The organism is Gardnerella sp. DNF01141 (assembly GCF_049244255.1).
Taxonomy (GTDB): domain Bacteria; phylum Actinomycetota; class Actinomycetes; order Actinomycetales; family Bifidobacteriaceae; genus Bifidobacterium; species Bifidobacterium vaginale_E.
This window is the reverse complement of the sequence record NZ_CP058391.1, coordinates 332,922-355,075: the sequence shown is the minus strand read 5'-3', so window position 1 is coordinate 355,075 and position 22,154 is coordinate 332,922. Positions and strand designations below refer to the sequence as shown.

General features: G+C 44.2%; 15 protein-coding genes. 13 read left to right on the top strand and 2 right to left on the bottom strand.

The annotated features are described in order from the left end of the window. The first annotated feature begins 109 nt into the window (after nucleotides 1-109). The 6 genes from tpiA to HXT35_RS01310 all read left to right on the top strand — a co-directional run bounded on the left by tpiA (nucleotide 110) and on the right by HXT35_RS01310 (nucleotide 6,801). Nucleotides 110-907, top strand: coding sequence for a triose-phosphate isomerase (tpiA, locus tag HXT35_RS01335; protein ID WP_421788202.1), 798 nt, complete (start codon nucleotides 110-112; stop codon nucleotides 905-907). A gap of 52 nt (nucleotides 908-959) precedes the next feature. Continuing rightward, nucleotides 960-1,208, top strand: a complete 249-nt coding sequence (gene secG, locus HXT35_RS01330; RefSeq protein WP_019261082.1) for a preprotein translocase subunit SecG — start codon at nucleotides 960-962, stop codon at nucleotides 1,206-1,208. A 93-nt stretch (nucleotides 1,209-1,301) separates the two neighbouring features. After that, nucleotides 1,302-2,141: an HAD hydrolase family protein gene (locus tag HXT35_RS01325; RefSeq protein ID WP_421777428.1), complete on the top strand. Its 840-nt coding sequence runs from the start codon at nucleotides 1,302-1,304 to the stop codon at nucleotides 2,139-2,141. A 250-nt stretch (nucleotides 2,142-2,391) separates the two neighbouring features. After that, nucleotides 2,392-4,020 carry an RNA-binding domain-containing protein gene (locus tag HXT35_RS01320; protein ID WP_080572221.1) on the top strand — a complete coding sequence of 543 codons (1,629 nt, stop codon included), beginning with the start codon at nucleotides 2,392-2,394 and terminating at the stop codon, nucleotides 4,018-4,020. Nucleotides 4,021-4,140: 120 nt separating this feature from the next. Further along, nucleotides 4,141-4,689 (top strand): GNAT family N-acetyltransferase, encoded by a 549-nt coding sequence (locus HXT35_RS01315; protein WP_004127215.1) that lies wholly within the window; start codon nucleotides 4,141-4,143, stop codon nucleotides 4,687-4,689. Nucleotides 4,690-5,343: 654 nt separating this feature from the next. Next, nucleotides 5,344-6,801, top strand: coding sequence for an ATP-binding protein (locus HXT35_RS01310; protein ID WP_421788200.1), 1,458 nt, complete (start codon nucleotides 5,344-5,346; stop codon nucleotides 6,799-6,801). 356 nt (nucleotides 6,802-7,157) lie between these two features. On the opposite strand, the gene tal is transcribed toward HXT35_RS01310, so the two are convergent. Together tal and tkt are read right to left on the bottom strand one after the other, a co-directional pair. Beyond that, complete coding sequence (gene tal / locus HXT35_RS01305) at nucleotides 7,158-8,261, bottom strand: transaldolase (protein ID WP_004127219.1); 1,104 nt, start codon at nucleotides 8,259-8,261, stop codon at nucleotides 7,158-7,160. Nucleotides 8,262-8,471: 210 nt separating this feature from the next. Next, the gene (gene tkt / locus HXT35_RS01300) at nucleotides 8,472-10,571 is read right to left on the bottom strand and encodes a transketolase (RefSeq protein ID WP_019261077.1); all 2,100 of its coding nucleotides are present in this window, start codon (nucleotides 10,569-10,571) and stop codon (nucleotides 8,472-8,474) included. A gap of 303 nt (nucleotides 10,572-10,874) precedes the next feature. Here tkt and hrcA point away from each other — a divergent pair, with 303 nt between their 5' ends. The 7 genes from hrcA (at nucleotide 10,875) to HXT35_RS01265 (ending at nucleotide 22,016) form a co-directional block, all read left to right on the top strand. Continuing rightward, nucleotides 10,875-11,891 (top strand): heat-inducible transcriptional repressor HrcA, encoded by a 1,017-nt coding sequence (gene hrcA, locus HXT35_RS01295; protein ID WP_004127223.1) that lies wholly within the window; start codon nucleotides 10,875-10,877, stop codon nucleotides 11,889-11,891. Nucleotides 11,892-11,960: 69 nt separating this feature from the next. After that, nucleotides 11,961-13,118: a molecular chaperone DnaJ gene (dnaJ, locus tag HXT35_RS01290; protein ID WP_004127226.1), complete on the top strand. Its 1,158-nt coding sequence runs from the start codon at nucleotides 11,961-11,963 to the stop codon at nucleotides 13,116-13,118. Between the two features lie 71 nt (nucleotides 13,119-13,189). Further along, complete coding sequence (fmt, locus tag HXT35_RS01285) at nucleotides 13,190-14,176, top strand: methionyl-tRNA formyltransferase (protein WP_004127229.1); 987 nt, start codon at nucleotides 13,190-13,192, stop codon at nucleotides 14,174-14,176. 17 nt (nucleotides 14,177-14,193) lie between these two features. Beyond that, the gene (serB, locus tag HXT35_RS01280; protein ID WP_032843405.1) at nucleotides 14,194-14,868 is read left to right on the top strand and encodes a phosphoserine phosphatase SerB; all 675 of its coding nucleotides are present in this window, start codon (nucleotides 14,194-14,196) and stop codon (nucleotides 14,866-14,868) included. Nucleotides 14,869-15,472: 604 nt separating this feature from the next. After that, on the top strand, nucleotides 15,473-16,303 hold the full coding sequence (locus tag HXT35_RS01275) for an inositol monophosphatase family protein (protein WP_004127234.1): 831 nt from the start codon (nucleotides 15,473-15,475) through the stop codon (nucleotides 16,301-16,303). Between the two features lie 279 nt (nucleotides 16,304-16,582). Next, complete coding sequence (locus tag HXT35_RS01270) at nucleotides 16,583-16,747, top strand: hypothetical protein (RefSeq protein ID WP_421788197.1); 165 nt, start codon at nucleotides 16,583-16,585, stop codon at nucleotides 16,745-16,747. Nucleotides 16,748-16,754: 7 nt separating this feature from the next. Then, nucleotides 16,755-22,016 carry a sugar-binding protein gene (locus HXT35_RS01265; RefSeq protein ID WP_421788195.1) on the top strand — a complete coding sequence of 1,754 codons (5,262 nt, stop codon included), beginning with the start codon at nucleotides 16,755-16,757 and terminating at the stop codon, nucleotides 22,014-22,016. Nucleotides 22,017-22,154 lie beyond the last annotated feature (138 nt).

The window sequence follows — 22,154 nt, the reverse complement described above, 5'->3', positions numbered from 1 at the left end:
GTAAATCGGAGTCGGCATAATACTAATTCGCGTAAAATCTTGTATAAAATTTTGTATAAAATCTTGCGTAATACTATTAATCTTCAATCCTCAACTTTTAAGGGTGATTATGGTTGTTAAAAGAAAGCCGCTAGTCGCAGGTAATTGGAAAATGAATTTCAATCACCGCGAAGCAACGCATTTTATACAAAAATTTGCGTGGCTTTTGCGTGACTGGCATTACGACTACCGCGATTGCGAAGTGGCTCTTATGCCTTCTTTTACTTCTATACGAAGCGTTCAGGTTCTTGTTGAGTCTGATAGTCTGCCAATATTGTACGGAGCGCAAGCAGTTTCCGTTACTGCTCAAGGTGCTTTTACAGGCGATGTTTCTGCAGATATGCTTGCTAGTCTTGGATGCTCAATGGTTATTGTTGGGCATTCTGAGCGCCGAAAGTATCATCCGGAAGACGATGCGAATATTGTAGACCAGGTGCGTGCGGTTCTTGCGGCTGGAATGACTCCAATTTTGTGCGTAGGTGAAAGTTTTGAGGAACGCAAGCAGGGTATTGAGCTTGATTTTGCTGTTGGTCAGGTTCATGACGTAACGCGCGATTTGGACACAAAACAAGCTAAGCGCTTGATTATTGCTTATGAACCTGTGTGGGCAATCGGCACGGGCATGGTTGCTACTGCTCAGTCGGCGCAGGAAGCGGCTTCTGCTATTCGCGAAGATTTGCTCGCAACTTTCGGAAGTGACGTTGCGGATACTGTTCGTATTCTTTACGGCGGATCTGTGACTTCTTCCAACGCTGCAAGTCTTATTGCTGAGCCTGATGTTGACGGATTTTTGGTTGGTGGAGCTTCTTTGGATGCAGAGGAGTTGTCGAATATTGTGCGACTCACCGCAGCACAATCGCGTCTATAGGTCAACGGTTCTTATTAAAATTAGTCGAGTACTCTAAGACAGGAGGTTACTTGTGTCCGCTCTGAAAATCGTTTTGCAGGTAGTGCTTGTGCTTACTAGCATTTTGCTCACACTGTTAATTTTGATGCACAAGGGCAAGGGCGGCGGCCTTTCCGACATGTTCGGCGGCGGTTTAACGAAGAACGCCGGTAGTTCTGGTGTTGCAGAAAAGAATTTGAACCGTTGGACAGTGATTATTGCACTGATTTGGGTTGCGGTAATTGTTATTTTGAACTTAATGACTAAGTTCTCTCTAATTTAAGTATTCTTTTTTGGAAAGAGCATGGTCAGTAGATTGTGCTCTTTTTGTTTATTTAGGTTTGTTTATTTAGGTTCATTTATTTAGGTTCTTACAATGCTGCGTTTTTCTCCTTCTTTAGTAATTGCTGATCTTGACGGCACTATGCTTCACGATGCCGATACTTTTGAAGGCCGCTATTTAAGCAGCGAAACTGTGCAGGCAGCTGAGCGATTGCGCGAATCTGGGATTCCGCTTGCAATTATTACGGCTCGTCCTGTTGGCAGTGCTTTCGATTTTGTTCACGATTTAAAAGCTCAAGTTTGCGCGTATCTTAATGGAGCGCTTATTGATTTTGATTGCGCGCATAGTACTGTTAGTGAGCTTACTTCACAACGAAACATTGATACTCTTACTCGTTTTGGTTTTGACTCTCAGCATGCGAGTGATGTTTGCTTGCGATTGCTTGATAAAATTCCTACGCTCCGTCTTGGTATTGTTATGAACGACGTTCGTTACACGAATTTTGACGTGCGTATGCTTTGGAATGAGCAAGATTTTGTTATTACTGACTTTTCTGACGTTCCGCACGGCATTGCAGACAAAATTATTATTGTGCCGCAAGATAGCGAGAAGAATGATCTTCAGCGTATTATTCCGGATGATTTTTCCTTGCATATTAGCGAAGACGTACTGTGGATGCTTACAAATCCTCTTGCAAACAAAGGGCATGCGCTGAACGTTATTTGCGATCGTTTGGGCGTGAAGCCTAGCCGTACTGTTGTTTTTGGCGACGATATTATTGATATAGATATGTTTCGCGCCGGAGGATACGGTGTTGCGGTTGCGAATAGTAATCAGCGTTTGCTTGCGATTGCGGACGAGGTTTGCGCTTCCAACAACGACGATGGCGTTGCTACCTGGCTTAAAACGAATTGCTCTAGTGATTTATTGTAATCATCATAATCGGACGCAAAATCTAATACAAATCGGACGCAAAATAGCTATAAATCGGACGCATCTTGTAAAATACGGACGTTTTCTTGTTTTTTGGACGCAAAACTACTAAAATCAGTCATAAAGAATATAAAATCGGACGGAAAATATATTTGCATCTTAAAACGTCCGATTTTATGCACGGATATAAATACAAACTTAATTAAAAAAACGACATTGCAACAAACCTAACTTACAAAGCGAGACCACAATGCTCAATATAAATTCACTATCTTCACTAAGAGAGAGTAATCAATTAGAAGCAAAAGTGGCTTCAAATGGTACGCCGAGAAGTATGTGGGAAACGTATTGTGCTTTTGCTAACACGAATGGTGGAACTATCTTGTTGGGTGTAAGTGAAGACGCACAGCATAATTTACAACTTGTTGGCGTAAATAATCCTGAACAAATGGTAAAAGATATTTGGGATACGCTAAATAATAAGAATAAAATTAGTTCGAATATTCTTATTGAAGAAAATATTTCTATTGAACAAACGGATGATAATAAATCTATTATTCGCATAACTGTTCCAAGAGCAAATCGTTCTGATAAGCCGATTTATATTAATGGAAATCCTATAGGTGGTACGTATCGTCGCAATTTTGAAGGCGACTACAAATGTTCGCAAGAAGAATATCAAGCTATGGTTCGAGATAATGGTTCGAGTGTAAATTCTATGGATCAATCTCCACTGCTGCAGCGTAGTGTTGACGATTTTGATATGGATACTGTACAATCCTATCGCAATATGCTAAGTGCAGTGCGTCCTCAACATCCTTGGCTTACGCTTGATACAGATGAATTTCTTATGAGAATCGGAGCATTAGCAAAGGACGAGTCGAATAAGTTACATCCCACTCGAGCAGGTCTTTTAATGTTTGGTCATGAGTGGTGCATTCTTACGGAATTTCCGTACTATTTTCTCGACTATAGAGAAGTTACAAATGCTAACAGTAGGTGGAGTCATAGAATTACCAGCTCGGATGGTTCGTGGAGTGGGAATCTTTATGATTTTTGGAATACTGTATGGCAACGTCTTTCTCGTAAAATTGATGTACCATTTCTGCTTAATTCGCAATCATTAAGAGTTGACGATACTCCTTTGCATATGGCAGTTAGAGAAGCCCTTGCAAACACGTTGATTCATGCTGATTATTATATGAGGGGTAACACTGTTATTACATATAATGATGCTGTGAACAATGAGATTGATAGTTTTTCACAGTCTTCTATAGAACCCAATAGTGTGAATACTGGTTTTAAGCTTTCTTTTGCAAACCCTGGGTGTCTACGTATGCCTATAGAAGTGGCTTTAGCTGGAGGTTTTTCGGATTCTCGGAATCCCGCACTTCTTAAAATGTTTGCACTGATTTCTGTTGTTGAACGTGCAGGAAGTGGATTTGATGCCATGAGAGCTGGTTGTGATTGGGCTGGAATAAGCCATCCAAAGTTAAGTGAGTCATTTAATCCAGACCGTACTACTCTTGAATTTTTTGTAAGCGATAATAATAACTTTGTATCTAGTTCTGCAAAAAACAAAACTAAGCTTAATGGTGATTCGTCAAATTTAGTGAATAGTACTTATAATTCAGAACTTACTGCAAATACACTTTTGCAAGATTCTAATAAATCAAATAAACGTATGAGTGTTGACGATTGCTATAAAAAGATTATTGAAGCATTGCATAATCATGGAACAATAAAACGTGAGCAAGTGCAAAATATTCTTAACGTGGGTAGTACCAAGGCTAAGCAATTGTTGTCTAATCTAGTTAGTAGGGGAGATATTTCAGTTTGTGGAAAGGGCCGAGCTACTACTTATATTTTTAACCACTAGGTAAACAAAACCGCACATGTGTGGAAAATAATCTACTTATTCTAAATTTTGTATACAAACAGTTTTACAATGTATCATCAAAATATTTTAGTAGATTGTGAATAAAAAATGAGTAAACAGATGATCGAAACAGAAAGATTAATTTTGCGCGCCTGGACTCAAGATGACGCTGAAGATTTATTTAAGTATGCTGCAGATCCAGATGTTGGGCCTATTGCAGGATGGCCTGTTCATAAAAGTATTGAGGATAGCAAATCTACTATTAAGAATGTTTTTCTTAACGCAAAAGAATGTTACGCTGTGTGCTTAAAGTCAAGTAACAAAGCGATTGGATGTATTGAGCTAAAGCTTAACGGTCATACGGATATGACTTCTAGGGATGATGAGTGCGAGTTGGGTTATTGGGTTGGTAAGCCTTTTTGGGGCAAGGGTTATATTCCAGAGGCTGCGAAAGCTTTGATTCAGTACGGTTTTGACGAGCTTAACATGACGACTATTTGGTGCGGATATTACGATGGCAACAATAAGTCGAAGCGCGTTCAGGAAAAGTGTGGTTTTGAAGCATATTGCGTGGATTCTTCCGTTGATGTGCCGCTTATGCATGAAACTCGCGTGCGCCATCGTAATGTTTTAACCAAATCTCGCTGGCAAACTCTTTCTGGCAAGTAATTACTGTTATTTTCTCAGTTGGCTGACTGCGTTAGTAACGGTGTTTGGGTGATTACCGTTACTTTTGCAGATACTTGACTGCGTTAGTAACGTATAATCTCGCTTTTTCGTTACTGACGCAGTTGGTGCGCTGCATTAGTAACGGATAGACGTGTTTTTTTGTTACTGGTGCAGTTGGCGCTCGCGCGGATTACGCGCTCGCTTACGAAACTCGCGTTGGAAGTCCACTGGACTTCCAACTTAAGCGAGTTTCCGCTCCGAGTTGCCTTCGCGCGCTAAATCGCAGCGCTCAGGCAGGTCGTCAGCGCACACAAAACACAACCAGATTCCCAATGAGCAACCGCGCGAATCTGCCCTGTCTTCGTCTTTTCTGACGAAGACAGACCTCGCTTGCGTTGAAAGCACACCCGTGCTTTCAACCTTGAGCAAGCTCGGCGCTCCGAGTTGCCTTCGCGCGCTAAATAGCAGCGCTCAGGCATGTCGTCGCGCTGCGTTAGTAACGTTTGAAGGTACAGCGTATATGCACCTGCGCTTATTTCATATTAGAGTAGTAAAAATGCTGATTTTGGGGTAAATTTGCGAAATAAAATTGTCGATTTTGGGGTAATACGCTAAAATAAAATTGTCGATTTTGGGAAGAAAGGTGGAATTACAATGGTTTACGAAGGTGATAAATCAACCCTCAAGTTCCCGCGCAAAATCTATTCCGAAATGCTAGCCTGGAAGCGCGAGTCCAAAGGCAAAACAGCGTTGCTTATCGAAGGTCCGCGTCGCGTAGGTAAATCGACAATCGTAAAAGAATTCGTCCAAAATGAGTACGAGAGCTACATTCTTGTCGATTTTTATACCGCATCGAAAGAAGTAAAGGAGCTGTTTGATGACCTTTCGGACATAAACTATATTTTCTTGCAGCTGCAGCTAGCGTACAAAACAAGCTTAAAAGAGCGCAAATCTTGCATTGTCTTCGACGAAGTACAGCTTTGCCCTAAAGCGCGTCAAGCCATAAAAGCTTTAGTAAGTGACGGAAGATATGACTATATAGAAACCGGTTCGCTAATTTCGATTCACAAAAATGTTAAGGATATTCTTATTCCTAGCGAAGAACATAAGTTGAAAATGTATCCGATGGATTATGAGGAGTTTACTCGAGCGCTTGGTGATGAAGTTACTATTCCGCTTCTGCGTAAACTATATGATTCTAAAAAGCCAATCGGTCAGGCTGCATACAGGAAGATTCTTAGAGATTTTCGTCTTTATATGCTGGTCGGTGGGATGCCGCAAGCTGTAGAAAGTTATATTGAAACTAACGATTTTAGTGCTGTGGATCAAGTGAAACGCGACATTCTTTCACTGTATGAGGATGATTTTAGGAAGATTGACGCGACTGGTAAAATTTCCGCAATTTTCGACGCTATTCCTGCGCAACTTATGTCTAACACGTCGCGATACCACGTTTCTAGTGTTCTTGCTGGGAAAGGTGCGGATGATATTCTTGAGCAGCTCGCACAGCTAAAGGATTCCGGAACCGTTCTCATTGTGAATCACACTTCTGACCCTTCTGCAGGAATGGCTCAGTATAAGGATTTGACTAAATTTAAGCTTTTGCTTGCGGATACTGGGTTGTTTGTTACGCTTTCTTTTAAGGATAAGTCGTTTACGAGCAATGATATTTACGCGCGATTACTGAGCGGTAAGTTGCAAGCGAATCTTGGGTACGTTTATGAGAATATGGTTGCACAAATGTTGAGTGCGCATGGGCACGGGTTGTATTATCACACTTTTGCGGAGGATCTGATTGACGAAGGCGATGGTGTAAGTGGCGATTGCGCAAGTAGTGATGGTGCAAGTAGTGATGGCACAAGTAGTGGTGCTGCGATTAGTGCAGAAAAGCGTGGTAGGAGCAATTATGAAATTGATTTTTTGATTGCGGAAAATAATAAAATTGTGCCGATTGAAGTGAAAAGTTCTGGATATAAAACTCATGCTTCGCTTGATGTTTTCTCGCGCAAGTTTTCTTCGCGTATTGCGCGCGAGCTGCTGATTTACACTAAAGACTATCAGCGCGTTGGTGCGATTGAATGTTTGCCGATTGTTATGGCTGAGTTTCTGTGAGCACTATGACCTAACTGAGAGCTGCTGTTGAACATTTGCCGTAAGTTTCCTCGGCATTTGTTTTCTAGCGTTACCGTTACTTTTTGCAGATACTTGACTGCGTTAGTAACGTATAATCTCGCTTTTTCGTTACTGACGCAGTTGGTGTTCTGCGTTAGTAACGTTTGATGCTGTTTTTTCGTTACTGACGCAGTTTGTTGACTGCGTCAGTAACACTGGGTAGCTTATTTTATTGCGATTGATAAAACACAAAACAAAAACCGCGCCCGCGTAAGATTAGTACATACGCAAGGTGCGGCTTTCGTTATTTAGCAGTTTCGCTGATTAGCAGTTTCGCTATCAGACGATTAGTAAAATCAGGAGTTTACGCGATCGATACCAGACTGAACGTCTGCAATCACGGAATCCCAAGACTTGATGAAGGCGGCAACACCGTCGGCCTCAAGCTTGTCGGTAACGTCCTTAATGTTGATGCCAAGCTCAGCAAGCTTGTTCATAACAGCGTGGCTCTCTTCGTAAGTGCCCTTAATGGAAGCAGCACCGTTGCCGTGATCAGCAAGAGCGTTCAAAGTCTTTTCTGGCATGGTGTTAACAACATGCTCAGCAACCAACTCATCAACGTACTTGCAATCGGAGTAAGCTGCGTTCTTCGTGCCGGTAGAAGCCCAAAGTGGACGCTGCTTCTTAGCGCCCTTGGCTTCAAGCTCAGCCCAACGTGGGTCAGCTGCGAACTTCTTTTCGAAGAGTTCGTAAGCCAAGCGAGCGTTAGCAACAGCAGCCTTGCCTTCAAGAGCCTTAGCTTCAGCGGAACCGTTAGCTTCGAGGAGCTTATCTACGGCGCTATCAACGCGGGAGACGAAGAAGGAAGCTACGGAACCAATGTGCTTCAAGTCGTGGCCGTTAGCGGCAGCCTGAGCGATACCTTCGATGAAGGCGTCGATAACCTGCTCGTAGCGCTCGAGGGAGAAGATCAAGGTTACGTTCACGGAAATACCCTTAGCAAGGGTAGCGGTGATAGCTGGAAGACCTTCCAAAGTTGCAGGAATCTTGATCATAACGTTTGGACGATCAACCTTTGCCCAAAGCTCTTCAGCCTGCTTCTCGGTGTTGGCGGTATCGTGAGCCAAGCGTGGGTCAACTTCGATGGAGACGCGGCCGTCAACGAAGTCGGTCTTTTCAGCAATCTCGCGGAAGATATCGGTTGCGTTACGAACGTCGGTGGTGGTCAACTCGCGAATAGCGGTTTCAACGTCGACCTTGCCGAGTTCCTTAAGCTGTGCATCGTATGGACCGACCTGGCTCAAAGCCTTCTGGAAGATGGATGGGTTGGTGGTAACGCCAACAACATTCTTGTTAGCAATCAAATCCTGCAAAGAGCCGGACTCAATGCGGGTGCGGGACAAATCGTCCAACCAAATAGAAACGCCGGAATCGCTAGTGCGCTGCGTTGCTTCAGTCATGTTATCTCCTTAACACTGTGCTCCACCAATTGGGGCACGTCGGTATTTTGGCGTTTTTACAAGAAACAGCGGTTGATGCCAAACCAACGGTAGCTCGGCATCAACACGCCGTCGCTGTTTCTTGTGAAGTGTTTCGTTAGCACTTCGAGTTTTGTGACATACCAATTTTATTTTGATACATCAAGATTTTTTTATTTTGCTTACTTTATCTTAAGCGCGAGCTTCTTCGATAGAAGCCTTAGCAGCTTCTACTACATGCTCAGCAGTAATGCCCAAGTCGATCATGTTCTGACCGCCGTCACCCTGCAAGCCGTACTGTTCGATAGAAACAGCCTTGCCGCAATCGCCAAGATACTTGTACCAAGGCAATGCCAAGCCAGCTTCGATGGAAACGCGAGCCTTAACGGACTTTGGCAAGATTGCTTCCTTGTACTCTTCGTCCTGCTCTTCGAACCATTCGAGAGATGGCATAGAAAGAACGCGAGCCTTAATGCCTTCAGCAGCCAAAGTCTTGGCACCGGCAACAGCCCACTGAACTTCGGAGCCAGTAGCCATGATGATTACGTCTGGAGTGCCTTCGCAATCAACCAAAACGTAAGCGCCGTGCTTTACGCCTTCGCGAGCCTTTTCAGCAGTCTCAGCGAGGGTTGGAACGCCCTGGCGAGTCAAAATCATAGCGGTTGGGTAGTTGTTCTTCTTCTCGAAGAAGTAGCGGTAAGCTTCAGCAGTCTCGTACTCGTCTGCAGGGCGCACAACCTCAAGCTGAGGAATAGCGCGGAATGCAGCCAAGTGTTCGATTGGCTGGTGAGTTGGACCATCTTCGCCCAAAGCTACGGAATCGTGAGTCCAAACGTAGAGGTTTGGAATCTCCATCAAAGCAGCCAAGCGAACTGCTGGGCGCTCGTAGTCAGAGAACTGGAAGAAGGTGCCGTTGAATGGGCGAGTGTCAGAACCAAGCAAAATACCGTTGGTAATAGCACCCATTGCGAACTCGCGCACGCCGAAGTGAAGCTGACGGCCGTGCTCGGAAACGTTTGGCCAAGTGCGGGTTGCGTCTTCGGATGGACCGAAGGAGTCAGCGCCCTTAATGTTGGTGTTGTTGGAGCCGCCCAAATCAGCGGAACCGCCCCAAAGTTCTGGCATAACAGCAGCAATTGCGTTAAGAACTGCGCCGGAAGCCTTACGAGTAGCAACCTTAGAGCCAACTTCGAAGCCAGCAACCAAGTCGTCAATAGCCTTGTCGAAGCCTTCAGGAAGCTTGCCGGCCTTAAGACGCTCGTAAAGAGCAGCCTTATCTGGGTTGGCAGCAGCCCACTTTGCAAGAGCTTCATCCCAAGCCTTGTGAGCAGCCAAGCCGCGCTCTGCAACCTTGCGAGCGTGAGCCAAAGCTTCTTCGTCGATTGGGAACGAAACTTCTGGGTCGAAACCGCAAAGTTCCTTCAAGCCCTTCACAGCTTCCTCGCCAAGCTTGGAGCCGTGGGAAGCTTCGTTGTCGGTCTTGCCTGGGGTTGGCCAAGCAATCAAAGTATTAACCTTAATGAAGTGAGGCTTGTCGGTAACTTCCTGAGCCTTTTCAATAGCAGCAGCCAAAGCCTGAACGTCTTCCTTGTAGGAGCCGTCTGGCTGGATGAAGCTAACTTCATCGGTGTACCAACCGTATGCACGGTAACGAGCAAGAATATCTTCAGAGAAGGTGAGCTTGGTGTCGCCTTCAATCTGAATGTGGTTTGCATCGAAGATTACGGTCAAATTGCCGAGCTTCTGGTTTCCAGCCAAGGAAGCAGCTTCAGAAGAAACGCCTTCCTCAACGTCGCCTTCGCCGCAGATAACCCATACCTTGTGATCGAATGGGGAAGTGCCGGCTGGAGCTTCTGGGTCAAGAAGCCCGCGCTCAAAACGCTGGCCGTAAGCGAAACCAACAGCGGAGGCAAGACCCTGGCCGAGTGGGCCGGTGGTCATTTCGATGCCTGGGGTTAAGCCATACTCTGGGTGGCCTGGAGTACGCGTGTCAGCGCCGCCACGGAAATACTTGAGATCGTCAAGAGTCAAGCCGTAACCAGAGAAGAACAACTGCACGTATTGCGTAAGCGAAGCGTGACCGCCAGAAAGAATAAAACGATCGCGGCCGGCCCACTTTGGGTCAGCAGGATCGTGCTTAATGAAATGCTGGTACAGGGTGTACGCAATTGGTGCCAATGAAACAGGGGAGCCAGGATGTCCGTGTCCTGCTCGCTCAACAGCATCAGCCGAGAGAACCTTCGCCATCTTTACGGCGCGCTCGTCTAATGCAGACCAGTTGAAATCGGTCATGTGATCTACTTTCCTTCCAATAATTCGGGTTTTTAAGCACAGCTTACGCTGGCTTTTTACCCTCTCATTGCCCTTCAATCCTATCTTTCGCGCGCGACGAATATGTTACAAAGTGTGTCAAAAGTTTGCTTTTATGTTCTGTTGTGAGTTTGCTTTTGAGTTCTGCTAATAGTTTGCTTTTATGTTCTGTTGAGTGCTAAGAAATAGACTATTATAAGAATATTAGAAATACTAAGAATATTAGAAATATAGTATTTAGACGTATTTGTTATTTATTAAGGAGCGGTAATGCAGTCACGACGCATGATGATTTTGCGCGCAGTTGTGGAGGATTATATTCGTTCTCAAGAGCCTGTTGGTTCTGCAGCTCTTGCAAAGCATCATCAGCTTGGAGTAAGTTCTGCGACTATTCGTAACGATATGTCTGCCTTGGAAGAAGAAGGTTACCTTGTGCAGCCGCACACTTCTGCAGGACGCATTCCTACCCAAAAGGGGTATCGCTATTTTGTTGACGGCATGGCTGCAGTTATTCCGCTTTCTGAACCTCAACGTCGCGCTATACGTAACTTTTTAAGCGGATCTGTTAGTTTGCAAGATACTTTGCAACGTTCTGCGCGTCTTCTTGCAAGTATTACCGGTCAAGTCGCGCTAGTCGCGTCTCCAGCATTATCTAAATCGAAAGTAAAAAGAATTGAGATTGTTCAAGTATCGTCTTCTACGCTTCTGGTTGTTGTAATTACAGACGCTGGAGGCGTAGCCCAGCACATGATTCAAGCCTCTAACATAAATCCAGACGACTTATTGCATTTAGTTAATATGGTTAATGAGAGCTGCGTTGGAGCATCCATTTTAGATGCTTCTAAGCGCGTTTATTTGCTTGCAAATCGCAAGGATTTAGCGTCAGCTTTGCAAATTATTAGTCAACTTGCTAACGCTTTAGAAGACATGCACGACGGAGAACACACTCATGACTTGTATATGGCGGGGGCTTCCCAACTTGCGCATAGGCAAAGTATTGGCGATTTTGCTTCCCTTTTTGACGCACTTGAAGAGCAGGCTGTTATTATGCGACTTATGACTTCTTTAAGTGAGGAAGCGAGTGATTGCGAAAGCGGAGTTAGTGTTGCAATCGGCTCGGAAACACACACTCCTGGTTTGCTTAATGCGTCTGTTGTAACAAGCGTTTACGGCTACAATGCTGATTCTGATTCCGCGTTTATTGGCTCAATTGGCCCTACTCACATGGATTATGCGGCAACTATGACAGCTGTTAAGGCTGTTGCGCGCTACCTTAATTCGTTTATATCCGAAAATTCTTAAAATTAGCTGTTTTATAGCTGGCTGTGCCTTATGCAAAAATGATTTATGAAAAGGTAAAAGGGGAATTAATTGACTGATTACTACAAGATTTTAGGTGTTGATCATAACGCTAGCGACGACGAAATTCGCAAAGCCTACCGTAAGATGAGCCGCAAGTATCATCCGGATATTGCAGGCGCTGAGTTTGAAGAAAAGTTTAAGGAAGTAAACGCAGCTTACGACGTGCTTTCTAATCCAGAAAAGCGTCGAATGGTAGATATGGGCGTCGACCCTAACGATCCTTCTGCAGGAAGTGCTGGAGCTTCAGGCGCTGGATTTGCAGACATGGGCATGGGTGATATTTTTAGCCAGTTCTTTGGTGGCTCTTTTGGAACTTCGCAAGGCCCAATTTCTAGGGTTCAGCCTGGTGAGGACTCTTTAGCTGAAGCTAAGATTGATTTGAAAACGGCTATTTTTGGCGGAAATGTGAGTGTTCGTATAACTGCTTTTGGAGTGTGCCAAGATTGCAGTGGTTCTGGTTCTGCAGATTCCGCAAATTCTGCTCCGGAGCAGTGCTCGCAGTGTCATGGAACTGGCTTCTGTCAGAAGGTTGTGCGCACAATGCTCGGTCAAATGGTTTCTTCAATGCCTTGCGACAAGTGCGAAGGTCACGGCACGATTATTAAAAATCCGTGCCAAAACTGCCGTGGTCGCGGACGAGTTCGCGCGGTTCGCGAAGTTGGTGTGAACGTTCCTGCAGGTATTCGAGATGGCAGCCGTTTGCGTCTTGCTTCTCAAGGTAGCGTTGGAGAGTGTGGCGGCCCTGCTGGAGACTTGTATGTTGATATTCACATTCGCGCCGACAAGCAGTTTACGCGAAACGGCGACGATTTGCATTGCTGGATTACTGTTCCTATGAGCTGGGCTGTGCTTGGTCACGATGTTGAAATCGAAACTTTTGACGGATCTCAAAAGCTTGAAATTCCTGCTGGATGTCAGAGTGACGACACTGTAACTCTTGAAAATCTTGGAGTTACGAAGCTTCGTTCTAAAGATCGCGGCAATATTATTGTTCATGTTTTGGTTCAGATTCCAACGAAACTTAGTGCAGAAGAGCGTTCGCTTATTAGTAAGTTTGCTAATTTGCATGACGGTGACGTAAAGCATGTTAAGCAAAATTCGCTTGACGAGCAGTCGGGTGAGCGAAAAGGTTTCTTTAGTAAATTAAAGGAAGCTTTTGCTGGATAATTTTTTGCTGGATAATTTTTGCAGTCTGATTTTGCAGTCGAATTTTTACGTCTATTAAAAATAGAGGAAATATGGCATTACCAATTTTGTTTGCAGGCACTCCGGAAGTTGCTGTTCCATCTCTTCGTGAGCTAGCTAAAGATAGTGAGCATTTTGATGTTCGTGCCGTTCTTACGCGTCCGGACGCTCCAACCGGTCGCGGCAGAAAGCTTGTGCCAAGCCCAGTAAAACAAGCTGCTCTTGAGCTCGGCTTGCCAGTAATCGAAATTGACCCTAATAAAGACGAAGCTAACTTCCTTAATAAGCTTGCCGAAACTGGCGCGAAAGCTGCAGCGGTTGTGGCATACGGCAAGATTTTGCGCCAAAACGTTTTAGACGCGTTGCCGCTCGGCTGGTATAATCTTCATTTTTCGCTTCTTCCGCAGTGGCGAGGTGCAGCTCCTGTTCAGCGCGCAATTTGGGCTGGGGATGATATTACAGGTGCTACTGTTTTTCGCATTACGCGCGGCATGGATTGCGGCCCTATTTTGGCGCAGTTTACTACAAAAATTGATACTCGCGAAAATTCTGGCGATCTTCTTTCTAGGCTTGCAATCGACGGTGCGCCTCTTCTTGCAGCATCTCTTCGTGGCATGGAAACTGGCGAAATCGTGCCGGTTGAGCAGGATCAGTCTCCTCAAGAAGTTGCGCAAAAAATCACGGTTGAAGATGCTCACATTGATTTTCATGCGCCGGATTTTGCGGTTGATCGTCAAATTCGCGCATGTACGCCAAATCCGGGCGCGTGGTGCGAGCTTCATGCGGACGACGAGAATAACGCAGAGCCGATTACTTTGCATGTTTTGCGCGCAAAGCCTGCAGACTCTAACGATCCGCATTCTGAAGAATTGATGAAGCTTAATCCTGGAAAATTGCTTGCCGGCAAAAAGCAAGTTTGGATTGGTACTTTAAGCGGCGCGCTTGAGCTTTTGGAAGTAAAAGCGCAAGGTAAGAAAGCTATGAAAGCGGCAGATTGGGCGCGCGGAGCAAGGCTTTCTGCCGAAGCCTACTGCGCATAATTATTGCGCATAAAATTATGAGCACGAACTTTTCTTCTCTATTGCCAACTTTAGCCAAGCCGGGGCTTTTGGTTATGGATGTTGATGCAACGCTTATTGAAGAAGAAGTTATTGATTTACTCGGTGAGGAAGCTTGCTGTGGCAAGGATCTTTCTGCGATTACAGCGCGCGCAATGCGTGGAGAAATCACTTTCGACGACTCTTTGCGTTCGCGCGTAAGTATGCTTCGCGGCTTAAATATTGACGAGTGCAAAAAGCGTATTATTTCTAAAATTCACGCAACTAAAGGCGCGAATGTTTTAATTGACGCTCTTCATGCGCGCGGTTGGAAAGTTGGCGCAGTTTCTGGTGGTTTTCACGATATTTTGGACGAATTTCTACCGAGTTTGAATATTGATTTTTGGGTTGCTCACCATTTAGAGTCTATTGACGGCAAGCTTACAGGAAACGTGCTAGGAAATATTATTAACGCTAATGCAAAAGTTGAATCCCTTAGAGCTTGGGCGAGTGATTTTGGCGTTGAGCGCGAGCAAACTGTTGCCGTGGGGGATGGGGCGAATGATATTTCAATGATTAAATTCGCCGGATTAGGCGTGGCTTTTTGCGCAAAACCAGCAGTTCAAGCGGCTACTCCTTACCATATTCTTACTCGCGATTTAAGTGCTGTATTGCGTTTTTTGAATGCGAATTAATCAGTTTTTGAATGTCTCTTGTTTACTGTGGCGCGAGTTTGGGGGATTTCTCTCCTCGCACGTCCCGTCCTTCGGGCGCTCTGGCTGTTAAAGGCGTTTATTGTGTTCGCCTTTCTTTAAAGAATGTAGCTTCTCAGTCCTCTTTTAGTGCTCGTAAAGAAATCCCCCAAACTCTGCGTGCTAACCATTAATAACCTCGTTTTATCGCAGAGATTTTTCGATTTTTCTTCTTCGCTCGACGAATCAGCAGCCTACGGCTCTGACGTTCGTCTCGTTCAGTGCGAAAAATCTCGAATCTCACCACACGAATATTCCTCGAATGAATTACGAAACATATTGAGATGCAAAATAAATCTTGCATTTATAAAACGAAAAGTTGATGAATGTACATAAGCAATGTAAAATAATGAAGCAATGACTAAAGATTAATGATTAAATTTTTTGTGAAAGTTCTGTAGCTTTTATCCACAGAGCATGAATGTGTTGGTAAATCTTTCTATTGATTAGTAAAATAACAGTTAGTTTTTGAGAGAAAAGTGTGCGTAAACGCAGGAGATTCAATAGTTTACGTTGAAATTTGCGTACGAAGGGTAGGGAGTGTAAGTTGAATTTACGAGAAGTTGCGCTTGAAGTTGCGCGTATTTTGGAAGACGTTGGTAAACATGCGTATCAGGATCAGTTAAGTCCTCAAGATATGACGTCGCTTGCTTTGGGTGGTTCTACGCAATCTGAATCTGGTTTTGCCGACAAGCTCGTGCGCTTTATTCAAAACCGTTTAACCTACGTGAATCCTTTCCAAGGTTTTTGGCGCACTAGGCCGGAACATTGCAATCCTGGAGACCGTTTTTGGTGCGTTGGAAACGTTGACGGCGCTATTAATTTTAATCGTGATATGGCTGAGTGGACTATCACTGTTTCGTTGTTTGAATTTAACGATGAAGGTTCAGCTCGCCCTGTGCTTGGCGTGGTTCATGCGCCGGCTTTAGGGTTGACTTATCTTGCTGCGAAAGGCCAAGGTGCTATTCGCATTCGTAGGACTCCGCAAGGAGAGAAGCGTGAGAAGATTACGCCTTCCACTACGTCGACTTTGCGCGGTTCTGTGGTTTGCTACGGAATGTCTTATATACCGGGCGAATCTAAGCGTTCGCTTGACGTAGTTTCTTTGCTTGAGGAAGGCTGTCCGGCTGATATTAAGCGCATTGGTCCGGCTTCGCTCGACTTGTGCAAGGTGGCTGACGGCACGTACGACGCTTACTTTGAGCCGCATTTGCACCAGTGGGATATTCCAGCTGTTTCTGCTGGAGCTGTGGTTGTGGAAGAGGCGCAGGGGCAGTTTTGCCAGTGGGATGGAAGCCCTATTCATTGGCGACGCGAAAATGATGTAGTTGCTTCTAACGGTTTGCTTATTAACGAGTTAAAGCCGTATCTTAAGTAAGCGTAAACTAATTTTTGCACAAATAACGTAACTATTAGTTTTGCTCTAAAAGTAGCGAAAATCACATATAAAAGTGCTTGAAATGTATGAATTTTTGAGTAAAATACTGGCTGTGCTGGTTTCAGATTGCTAAAAATCTGATGTGCTGAACACATATTAAAACGTTGGCACTGTGATTTAGGCAGTATGATGACACTAATTGGTAGGAAAAACGCTAATTTGCCGAGTTTGATTTAATACGCAAAATCTCTCGGTTGAATAAACGGAGTAAAAGAAATAATGAAGAAGAATAATATTAACGCAAATAGTTTTGCTGATTTACTTAAGTCTGCTAAGAGTACGTCTTATGCGCCACTTTCTAAGAGCGTGTGCGCTGCAATGCTCGCAGGTGCTATGGTGCTTGGGGGGGGGGGTATTCGTTTCTCCTGCTCCTGCCTATGCTGACGGTTATGTGAGCCCTGACGGTAATAATATTTACTACGGTTACAAGTCTGACGCAGATTACAGTAAAGATCGAATTAAGATCGAGGTTCATTACTATAGCAATATGAAAGATGCCGAAGAAGACAATATTGCTAAACAAGATCCTTTAGGCAAATATGTACATGTAAAGTACATTGCAAATCTTAATAAAGATGGAAACACTTTTGATAGGTGGGCATTCCGTCCTATGTGGTGGTACGGTGTTCCAGCTGGTTTAACTGACGTACACGATATTAATTATAGTCGTTTTGAAAAATACACTGATACGAGCGCGTCTGCTCCTTCAACTCCTGGCATTCGTAAAGATAGCGATAACGTTACCAAACATTATGCTAATTCAAAGGATTGGAAGGGTATTTCTAACTTCTATATTACCGATCCAAGCAAGCTTACTTCTATGAACGGTTTGAAAACGCTGCTTGGTATCGATGGTGGTAATAACAAAGGCTACGATAATAAAGGCGATACCGCTGGTAACTGGACAGAGTTTTACGATGCTACAAAAGGTATGCAGGGAATGTTTGTCGACTGGGAGTCTGCAGGTAAGCGTTATTATCAAATGACCTACGTTGCAGAACTTACCGAACAAGCATGGCAACAGCGTGATGAGCATCCTTTGCGTTTTGGTGCTGGTGTGTATCGTTTTGCTGGTAACTGGCATATTGCTACTGGTCAGATTCATCGCGCTCCAAAGATTGCAGACAGTTTGAAGGTTAAGTATCCAACGCAGACTCCAGTTGCGAATGTTAATTCACTGACTACTGAAGAACAGAACAAAGTTAAGACAGCAATCAATGATGCCAACAACAAAACTCCACACTTCAAGGATTTGCTTGACGGAACTGCTGGCATAAAAGTTGATGCAGATGGTACTGCAACGCTTAAGTTCAAGGATAATACAACTCTTGTTATGCCTGGAAAGTTGCTTGTAGTAGAAGATAAAAAAGATAACGTTAAGTTCCCACCTGCGTATCCTGCTCCGATTGGCGTTGTGAATCCTAAGAGTTTGAGCGATGCGGATCAGAAGGCGATTATTGAAGGCTTTAAGAAAGCTAATACAGGCAAAGAATTCCTTAATAAAGTTAAGGATCAAGACGCTGATGCTTATACGTTTGATAACAATAAGCAGGAATTGACTATTAATTACAAGGACGGCTCTTCGCTGACCATTCCTTACGATCAACTGGTGTATCAAGGACCAAAAATCGCTGATTGGGCGCCATATTCTGTGCCGGATATGATTACGGTTGATAACCTCACGAATATTACCGATACTGAGGTAACTACCATTAAGAAAGCATTCGACGATGCCAATAGTGGCTTGGATGTCTACACGAATGCGAAGACTAAGGACTCTACTGGTTACTTAACAATTGATAAAAAGACCGGCAATGCCACAATCAAGTGGGAAGACGGTTCTACGACAGAAATTGCTTCTTGGCAATTCTTGAAGGAAAAGGAAAAGACTGCACCTGCTCCAGAACCTTCAACGCCTGTTGCTGAAGAAAAGACCTTTACAGTTGATGCACAGGCTTCGCAAATACAAGTCAACTTCAACCCATTCAGTATGGCTGAAAGTGATTTAACAACTAATTCTGCGCAGATTGACCCTATTAAAGACGTATTGAAAGCCAAGAAAGGTAAGGATTCTAAGAATCCAAATACGCAAGTAAATATTGATAGCGTTGAATATAGTGTTGAAAACGGTATAGGATACATCACATTTAAGGCAAATGGATACAAAGATGCAAAGTATCCAATGGGTATGTTCTTTAAGCAGAGGCCGGATAAGCAGACTCCTAAGGAAACTGAACATAATCCACAAGGAAAGGACCAATATAAGTACAAAGTTCAGCCTGTAGAATACGAAGGTAATTCCGTTACCCCTCAAGACTGGATGAAGGCTTTAAAGCAGTTTGTTAAGTCTAACTACGGTAAAGATTTAACGAGTGATTCTGCAGTTGTTGAAACATATGTATTGCCTGAAGGTATAACACCTGTAGAAGGTACTAAAGGATTACAACGTTTCGTTAAAGGTAAGAATGGCGATAATGGTGTAACTACTATTCATGTTGGTAATGATGGAGTCTTAGAAGTACAAGGTTACGAAAATGGAGATAATAATCTGAAGACTCTATTCACTGTTCCAGCAAGCGAGTTGTATGTTAAGAAGAATGCTAGTGGCGTTGATCACACTGTTTCGGATTTGAAGGATCTTGCTAAAAAGATTCGCGATGCAAAGAAAGCCAGTGGTGTAACAGACATCGATTTCAAGCGAGCTGGTATTGATGATGCTAGTGACAACACTATCAACGGCATGAATGAGAAGCAGCTTCGTGAGCTTATTGCCAAGCTTACTAATGCTACAAAGGCTGAGTACATCTACACTGCAAGCCCAATTGAAATTGATCGCGATCCAAATGCTTCCGACTTTGCAGCAACAGATGACGAGGTTCAAGCAGCTGTTAAAGCATTCTTAAAGGCTAACTACACTGGTGAAGGAATTGATAGTTATACTATCACTGGCAATAGTGGTAACTTTGATAACATAACGTGGACGCCTAAATCTGGCACTAAGAACCTTGAGCTTAAGTCTACCTCTAATCCTGCTGGTATTGATTCATTTACTCTCAACTATGATGATGCTAAGAGTGTCAACTTTAAGAATGGCGATACTGTTCTGTTCAATGTTCCTGCAACTGAGCTGTACAAGAAGAAGGAAGCGTCTAAGCCAGCTCCATCCGCTGAAGACCTCAAGAAGCTCAAGGAGCAGGCTAAGGAGCTTATTGACCGCAATCCAAAGCTTACTGATGCACAGAAGAAAGATTACAAGAAGAAGATTGAGGATGCTACTACCAAGGAGCAAATCCAGAATATCCTCAAGGAAGCTAATAATCAGTCTGCTGCGAGTACTGTCACTCCTGAACAGCTAAAGCAGAAGGAAAAAAGGGAAAAGGAAAAGCGCGAAAAAGAACAGCGCGAAAAAGAACAGAAAAAGCAACTTGGTGAAGACAAAACCAAAGCCAAGGAAACTATCGAAGGCCTGACCAATCTGACTGATGGCGATTCTGGCGATAAGAAGAAGTTATCAGGTGAAATTGATAATGCTCAAACTTCTGAGGAAGTTAAGAATATTATCGAAAAAGCCAAGGCGATTAACGACGCTCGAGGTGCTTTGAAGGAAGGCGCGCTTCCATTCTTAAGCCACGGCAAGGGAGAAAGCGACAACGACGATAAGGCTCTTAAGGAGCTAATCGGTGCTGACCCAACTCAGAAAGATAGCACACTCACTGCTTTGGAAAATGCTATTAAGGACATTTCCAGCGCTCAAACCTCCGCAATCCGCGCTGCTATTGACGCTGCAACACGCCAAAATGGAATTAATGAGCAAGCTGCAAGGCAGGCTGCTAATGCCAAGATTGCTGAGTTTGAGAATAAGCTTACAGCTGCTGAAAAGGTTCTTACCGATAACACAACAATCAAAGCTGACGATAAGACTGCTGCTACTAACGCTATTAATGAGGCAAAAGCTGCTATCACAACTGCCAAGACTCGGATAGATAACGCTACCAAGCCTTCTGAAATGTTGACTCATTTTACCGACGTTAAGGATAAGTTCAATACCGCTAATGGCAAGGTCAATGATGCTGTTAACAATGCTCAGAAGGAAAACAAGAAGGGTAACACCAACGATCCTGATGCTACTACTTTCCAATCCGAGAAGGATAAAGCCAAGAAAGAGATTGATAACATTCCTGGATTGACCGAAGAAGAGAAGACTGAGTACAAGAAGCAGATTGATCAGTCTACTCACACTGGCGATCCTGAAGCAATCGTAAATCGTGCTAAGAAAAACGATAAGATTAAGAAAGCTTTGAAGAAGATTGACGACTTCAAGCATCTTAATAATGCGCAGAAGGAAGCCTTCAAGAAGATTATTGAAGACACTGACGCTTCTGATCACAAGAATGCTGACGGTACAACTTCTGACGACATTGACGATGCGCTCGCCAATGCTGCAAACACCGATAATGCTATGGCTCGTCTTGAAGAGTTGAAGACTAAGGCGGATGAGTTTGCCAAAGGTGAAAAGTACAAGGCCTTGCAAGACGGAAATGAGCAAAAGAAAGCATTTGATGATGCTTCTACTGCTTCAGGTGCTGTACTCGATAAAGTTAAGGGCGATGCTAAGGGTGCTGATGAAGTCAATACTTTGTATGATGACCTTCTGAAAGCAATGCGCGCTATCGACCCTAATGCCCAGAGCGCTGGTCTTAAGACCGATGCACTTAAAGCTGAGATTGCCTCTGATGAGACTTTCAAGCCAGATACTACAGCAAATCCTGCAAAGCCAGGCAATCCTGTTTACAACACTTCTTCTAAGGCTAAGAAGGATGAGTTTGACAAGGCGTTAGGTGAAGCTAAAACGGTTTTGAATGGTGCTGGTAATGCTGATATTTCTACTGCAGATAAAGAAGCAACAGAGCAAAAGGAGATTGACGCTGCTCTTGACAAGCTTGTGAAGGCTCGCTTAGCTCTTGACGGTGTTGACACAACCAAGTTGCAAACTGAGATTGGTAATGCTCCTACTGTTGAAGAATCTGATGCTTATAAGTTTGCAACGAATAAGTCTGATTATGACACTGCTCTTAAGGATGCTAAGGAGCTTATCGATAAGCTGACCGGTAAGAAGCAGGCTAGCGCAGACGATCATCTTGACACCAAGGAGAATAAGCAGACAGCTTTGGATGCGGCTTTGAAGAAGTTGCAAGACGCGGCTAAGGCTCTCGATGGTAAGAAACCAGTCGAGCCAACCCCAACTCCAACGCCTTCTGTTGATAAGTCTCACTTGCAGCAGGGCATTAACGATGGTAGCGATGTTCATAATTCGGATGAGTACAATAATGCTCCTTCGGATAAGAAGCAGGCTTATGATCACGCTTTGGATCATGCTAACGAAGTTAATAATGATCCAAATGCAACTCAAGATCAGGTTGATGCTGCAGCTCAGAAGCTTTCTGCTGCTCGTAAGGCTTTGGCCGCTGCTAAGGCTCATGCGGCTCAGGTGCGTGCTTCTGTGCGCGCTCAGGTGTTGAAGAGTGGCGTGTCTCAGCTTAGTAAGACTGGTAGCAACGTGTCTGTGATTGGCTTGCTTGCTACTGTTGCTGCTGCTGGTGCTGCGTTCTTCGTGAGCAAGCGCCGCGGAATCTCTCGCCATAGCAACAACTAGGCGAGAGGCTGCAAAGCCTGCAAAGCATGTAAAGCCTGCAAAGCCTGCTGCTTTGCTAGACAATAAATAAATAAATACTTGCCCCACTTCGCATCTTTCTTCACTCCGCGAGGTGGGGCATTTTCGTATGCGAATATT

What these genes read in the sequence shown, in the direction of transcription:
- tpiA (WP_421788202.1), top strand. Translation starts at nt 110, where the DNA reads ATGGTTGTTAAAAGAAAGCCGCTAGTCGCAGGTAATTGGAAAATGAAT.
- HXT35_RS01325 (WP_421777428.1), top strand. Translation starts at nt 1,302, where the DNA reads ATGCTGCGTTTTTCTCCTTCTTTAGTAATTGCTGATCTTGACGGCACT.
- HXT35_RS01320 (WP_080572221.1), top strand. Translation starts at nt 2,392, where the DNA reads ATGCTCAATATAAATTCACTATCTTCACTAAGAGAGAGTAATCAATTA.
- HXT35_RS01315 (WP_004127215.1), top strand. Translation starts at nt 4,141, where the DNA reads ATGATCGAAACAGAAAGATTAATTTTGCGCGCCTGGACTCAAGATGAC.
- HXT35_RS01310 (WP_421788200.1), top strand. Translation starts at nt 5,344, where the DNA reads ATGGTTTACGAAGGTGATAAATCAACCCTCAAGTTCCCGCGCAAAATC.
- tal (WP_004127219.1), bottom strand. Translation starts at nt 8,261, where the DNA reads ATGACTGAAGCAACGCAGCGCACTAGCGATTCCGGCGTTTCTATTTGG.
- tkt (WP_019261077.1), bottom strand. Translation starts at nt 10,571, where the DNA reads ATGACCGATTTCAACTGGTCTGCATTAGACGAGCGCGCCGTAAAGATG.
- hrcA (WP_004127223.1), top strand. Translation starts at nt 10,875, where the DNA reads ATGATGATTTTGCGCGCAGTTGTGGAGGATTATATTCGTTCTCAAGAG.
- fmt (WP_004127229.1), top strand. Translation starts at nt 13,190, where the DNA reads ATGGCATTACCAATTTTGTTTGCAGGCACTCCGGAAGTTGCTGTTCCA.
- serB (WP_032843405.1), top strand. Translation starts at nt 14,194, where the DNA reads ATGAGCACGAACTTTTCTTCTCTATTGCCAACTTTAGCCAAGCCGGGG.
- HXT35_RS01270 (WP_421788197.1), top strand. Translation starts at nt 16,583, where the DNA reads ATGAAGAAGAATAATATTAACGCAAATAGTTTTGCTGATTTACTTAAG.